General features: G+C 66.5%; 3 protein-coding genes. 2 read left to right on the top strand and 1 reads right to left on the bottom strand.

All coding sequences use genetic code 11. The features are described 5' to 3' along the window. Positions 1–106 precede the first annotated feature (106 nt). Positions 107–2,473, bottom strand: coding sequence for a DUF1592 domain-containing protein (locus FJ386_15255; GenBank protein MBM3878044.1), 2,367 nt, complete (start codon positions 2,471–2,473; stop codon positions 107–109). 141 nt (positions 2,474–2,614) lie between these two features. Here FJ386_15255 and FJ386_15260 point away from each other — a divergent pair, with 141 nt between their 5' ends. Both FJ386_15260 and FJ386_15265 read left to right on the top strand, forming a co-directional pair. Continuing rightward, positions 2,615–3,373 carry an RraA family protein gene (locus FJ386_15260; protein MBM3878045.1) on the top strand — a complete coding sequence of 253 codons (759 nt, stop codon included), beginning with the start codon at positions 2,615–2,617 and terminating at the stop codon, positions 3,371–3,373. A gap of 19 nt (positions 3,374–3,392) precedes the next feature. Then, positions 3,393–3,621: aryl-sulfate sulfohydrolase (locus FJ386_15265; GenBank protein MBM3878046.1), on the top strand; the 229-nt coding region annotated here is incomplete at its 3' end.

Here is a 3,621-nt window from a genome sequence, read left to right on the forward strand (position 1 = left end):
ACGCCGCGTAACCATCACCACTGCCATGCCAAGCAACAGCCCCACCGCCATCATCGTAAATGATCGTGAATTCATGTTCGGTAGAGTGCCCGCGCGGCCAAATGGTTCATTTGGACTGGAAGGTCGGGGAGGCAACCACCTCGTGAATCAGCGCCCGCAAACCAAACTTCTGCGCCCTGACCCTTCGGACGATGTCTGTCAGCACTACCTCATCTGTGAATTCCAGACCGTGGCCCGTGGCGTAGATGAGGAGCTTATCGGCCAAGCCGCGCGCGAGGGCGTCGGGGTCAGCCAGCAGGTGTTTCTTGAGTTCGGCGAGGTCGCGGAACTTGCGGCCGTCGGCAAGCGTGTCGCCCGGGTCCACGCGCGGGCCGATGGCCACGCGCAGGTCGCGCTCATTCACGCGGAGCGCCACATATTCCACGCCGCGCTGGTTGCGCTCGGGCGAAATGCGGTAGCGCTGGCGCCAGCCGCCGATGACGTCATAGCTCTCGAGGGCGAAGCCGAGCGGGTCCATCTTCGCGTGACAGCCCGCGCAGCTCTCGACGTCGCGGTGCTTCGCGAGCTGGTCACGTATGTTCTTCGCGCCACGGATGTCCGGCTCGACCGCGGGCACGTTCGCGGGCGGCGGCGGGACGGGCTTTCCGAGGATACGCTCCGCCACCCACGCGCCGCGGATGACGGGCGACGTGGTCGTTCCGTTCGCGGTGACCTTCAGCACGCTCGCATGCGTCATCACCCCGCCTCGATGCCACTCCGGGCGCAGCGCGACACGCCGGATGTCGAGCCCGCTTACGCCGGGGATGCCGTAATGCTTCGCGAGCCGCTCGTTGAGCATCGCGAAATCGCTCTCGACGAAGTTCATCACGCTCAAGTCGCCCTTGAGCAGCTCGTCGAAGAACGCGTGCGTTTCGCGCACCATCGCGACTTGCAGCAACTCGTCGAACTCCGGATACAACCGCGCATCCGGCGTGGTGAACTCGATGTTCCGCAAGCCGAGCCACTGGCCCGTGAAATTCTCGGTGAACGCGCGCGCCTTCGGATGATTCAGCATCCGCTCCACCTGTGCGCGCAGCGCGGCGGGCTTGGACAACTCGCCCTTCGCCGCGGCGGCGAGCAACGCGGCGTCGGGCATCGTGCTCCAAAGGAAGTAGCTCAGCCGCGCCGCGAGCGCGTGGCCATCGAGCGTGCCGGGCTGCTCGTCGAGCATCAGGAAACGCGGCGAGACGAGCAGTGCCTTCAGCCCCACGCGGAGCGCGTCGCCGGACGGCACGCGCTTGTCGAGCCGCTCGCGCACGAGCGCGAGATACGGCGCGAGGTCCGCGTCGCTCACCGGCCGGCGAAACGCCCGCGGCGCGAACCCCTTCACGATGCGCTCCGCATCCGCGAACGTGCCGCGGTCGGGGTCGGTTTCGCCGAGCAGGTTCTTGCGGGTTGCCGGCGGCCACTCCTTCGCTTCGAGCGGGCCCTCGATTTCGATCCACTCCACGGCGACGCCGGGCCCGGTGTATTGGTCCGCGGTGTTCTGCCACGGAATCGTGCCGTAAGGGATGAGCTTGAGCGTGTCGCCGCGCGTCTCGAGGTGCGCGGTCAGCTCGACGAGCTTCGGCTTGTCCGCCGGCACGAGGAAATGGCCGAGCAGCTTGGTCTTGCCGCCGACGTTGAAACTGCCGCCGTAGAGCCGGAACGTGACCGGCGCGTTCGACGACTGGAACCCGTAAGCCGAAACGCGCACGCGGTAACTGCCCGGCGCGGGCGCTCGGAACCGGCGCAGCTCTGTCGGCGAATAGCCGGAGTTGAAGATCACGAGCCCGCCGCCGTCGAGGCGCCGCTGCGACTTTGCCTCCCAGCCCGCGATGAGGTTCGTCGCCGCGAAACGCTGCTGAACAAACTGCGGCCGCGGGCCGACTCCGATTGCGGTGTCGAGTGCGAGGTCGGCGGCTTCGAGATACTTCTCCACCTGCACCGGCGAGAGCGTGAGCGCGGAGGAAACCTTGTCGAAGCCGTGCGCCGAGCCATCCTCCGGCAGCAACTCCATCAGATTCACCTGGATGCCGAGCAGGTCGTGCATCGTGTTCTGATACTCGAAGCGATTCAGCCGCCGCAGCGCGACGCGGCCTTCCGCCTGCTGGCGCGCGGCCACGGCGGCGCGGAGTTGCGGGCCCAGCCAGTCGAGCACCGCCTGCCGCTCGGCGTCCGCGGGCTGCGGCTTTTTCTTCGGTGGCATTTCACGGCGTTCAAGCTGCGAAAACACCTTGCCCCAGATTTCCGCATTTGCTTGGGCGGCGAAGTTGGCGGGAAGATTGTCTAAGCGCACTTTGCCCTTCTGGGTGTCCGCGTCGTGGCACTCGAAGCAGTGCTTCTGGAGAAAAGTTCTGGCCGGCCCCGGCAGCGGCGGGGCTGCGATGGTCACCGAAGCCGTCGAAACGCCGAGCACCAATGCGAGCAGGCGGGGCGGGGGGAGACTGGTCATGATCGGCAAATCTTTGACGGAGAATGGAGCAGCCGCGTCAGCCTGTCATCCGAATCCGTGCGGGTGCCACGGCGACATTGACGCCGCCCGCCGCGGGGACTTCTACTACGGCCCGGACCATTTCCGAACTGCGACACTGCGATGAACACCACGCCCGCGCTCACCCACGCCGAACTTCTCCAGCTCAAGCGCTGGAACACGCCGACCATTTACAACGGCTGGGAGCAGATCACGAAGCGCGACCGCACGCGTGACGCCATCAACCTCGAAGAGACGCGGGATTTCATGCCGCAAATGGGGCCGATGGTGGGCTACGCCGTCACGCTCGTCGTCGAGCCGAGCAACCCCGCGCACCGCGAGTCGAATCCAACCTGCATTGCCGACTACCGCCGCTACGTGGCGTCCGTGGACGGGCCGAAGATCGTCGTCATCCAGGATCTCGACAAGCCGCGCGTGATCGGTTCGTTCTGGGGCGAGGTGAACGCGAACACGCACCGCGCGCTTGGCTGCGTGGGCACCATCACGGACGGCGCGGTGCGCGACGTGGACGAGATGACGAACGCGGGCTTCAAGGCGCTTGCGCGCCGGATGTGCGTCGGCCATGCGTGGGTCGTGCCCGTGCGATGGAACTGCCCCGTCGAAGTCTTCGGCCAGCGCGTCGAGCCGGGACAACTCATCCACGCGGACAAGCATGGGTTCCTTGCCGTTCCCAAGGAGGACGAGGCGCGATTGCTTGAGGCGGCGCGCTTCATGGACACGAACGAGTGCATGACCGTCATCCCCGCCGCGCGCGGGGCCGCCGGCAAGCCGTTCGACCTCGTGCTGACGGAACTCGGAGCTGCCGGCGCGGCCTTCCGCGATGCGGCGAAGAAGAAGTTCTCGGCTGGCGGCGAATGGTGACATTGACTTGAAACCGCGGATGGACACGGACAAACACGCATGTCGCACAATCGGCGCGCTCGCGCTTGCGACCCTTGTGTCTTGCGTGGGATCGGTCTTCGAACTCGCCGCCGCGCCCGCGAAGCTCAACGTCGTCCTCATCCTCGCCGATGACCTCGGCTGGACGGACCTCGCGTGCTTCGGGAGCGACCTGCATGAGACACCGCACCTGGACCGCCTCGCGCGCGAGGGCATGAAGTTCACGCAGA

This window comes from Verrucomicrobiota bacterium (assembly GCA_016871675.1).
Classification (GTDB): domain Bacteria; phylum Verrucomicrobiota; class Verrucomicrobiia; order Limisphaerales; family VHCN01; genus VHCN01.